The organism is Pseudaminobacter sp. Soil_N_29, from assembly GCF_057656055.1.
Genome location: NZ_JBDGLC010000042.1, coordinates 1 through 394, shown reverse-complemented (window position 1 = coordinate 394; position 394 = coordinate 1). Strand labels below are relative to the sequence as shown.

The following is a 394-nucleotide window of genomic DNA, read 5'->3' as shown; positions in this document are numbered from 1 at the left end:
TTGCTGTCGTTGCCATGCTGATCGCGCTGATCGGCGGGCGCATCGTCCCCAGCTTCACGCGCAACTGGCTGGTCAAAGACGGCGATGCCCGCCTGCCCGCTGTTTTCGGGCGCCTCGACAAGGCGGCGCTCGTGGCAACGGCGGCCGCCATGAGCCTCTGGGTGACCGTTCCGGAATCGAACGTCACAGGCATTGCGCAGATCGTCGCGGGAGCCCTGCTTGCTGCCCGAATGGTGCGGTGGCGCGGTCATCGGACCGTCACCGAGCCGATCCTGTTGATCCTGCATGTAGGCTATCTCTGGCTCGCGGTGGCGCTTCTGCTGCTCGGGGCCTCCACTCTTGGCCATGCCGTTCCCACGAGTGCAGCAATCCATGCACTGACGGCCGGCGCCAT

Annotated in this window: 1 protein-coding gene; it reads left to right on the top strand. The window is 66.0% G+C overall.

Features of this window, described 5'->3' with window-relative positions; all coding sequences use genetic code 11:
- Positions 1–14 precede the first annotated feature (14 nt).
- Positions 15–394, top strand: a 380-nt coding sequence (locus AC3A4H_RS23650; RefSeq protein ID WP_487768887.1) for an NnrS family protein, incomplete at its 3' end; no start/stop codon positions are given.